1 protein-coding gene is annotated in these 909 nt (G+C 64.5%); it reads right to left on the bottom strand.

The genetic code is table 11. The features are described 5' to 3' along the window. The coding region (locus tag ACFTOW_RS01340) for a Tn3 family transposase (protein WP_379912303.1) at positions 1-909 on the bottom strand (909 nt) is incomplete at both ends.

The raw sequence follows: 909 nt of genomic DNA, 5'->3' as shown, positions 1-909 counted from the left end.
CGCGAGCAGGTTGAGGCCTGCCATGCGGTAGTGCTGGCCCTCGGTGGTGCGATCCCGGATTTCACCCTGCCGCCCAATGCGCAGGGCGTTTTTCAAGGCGTGGTGCGCCTCGCCCTTGTTTAGCCCGACCTGGGCCCGGCGCTGCATGTCGGCGTCGAGCAGCCACTCGATGATGAACAGCGTGCGCTCGATGCGGCCGATTTCGCGGAGCGCCACGGCCAGTTCGTGCTGGCGCGGATAGGCGGCGAACTTCTTGAGCAGCTGACTGGGCGGCAGGACGCCCGTCGCCATGGTGGCCACGGCACGCAGGACGCCCGGCCAGTTCTGGACGATGACGCCTTCGCGGATCTTGCTGCCGATCAAGCCGCGCACCTCGTTCGGCGCGTTGGCGGGATCGAAGAGATAGAGCCGCGTTGACGGCAGATCCCGGATGCGCGGGATGAATCGGTAGGACAGCAGCGCGGTCACGGCAAAGACCTGGTCTGTAAAGCCACCGGTGTCGGCATACTGCTCCGAGATCTTCCGCCCGGCCTCGTTCATCAGCAGCCCGTCCAGGATGTAGGGCGCTTCGCTCACGGTGGCCGGAATGTTCTGGGTGGCAAAGGGGCCGAACTGGTCGGAGACATGGGTATAGGCCTTGAGGCCTGGCTCGGAGCCGTATTTCGCGTTGATTAGGTTCATGGCTTCGCCCTGCCGGGCGGCGGGGAAGAATTGCCCGTCACTGGACGCGGTGACGCCCCCGCCCCAGAACTGGGCCATGGGCAGCCGAGCCTGTGCCTCAATCACCATGGCGAGGGCCTGGTTGATGGCATCGCTCTCCATATGCCATCGCGACAAGCGGGAGAGTTGGAAGTAGTCATGTGTGCTGGTCGCTTCGGCCATCTTGCTGAGCCCTAGATTCAAACCTTC

The organism is Lacimonas salitolerans (assembly GCF_042677865.1).
In the GTDB taxonomy this organism is placed as follows: Bacteria; Pseudomonadota; Alphaproteobacteria; order Rhodobacterales; family Rhodobacteraceae; genus Lutimaribacter; species Lutimaribacter salitolerans.
Note: the sequence above shows the minus strand (reverse complement) of the source record. Positions and strands in the feature narration are given on the sequence as shown.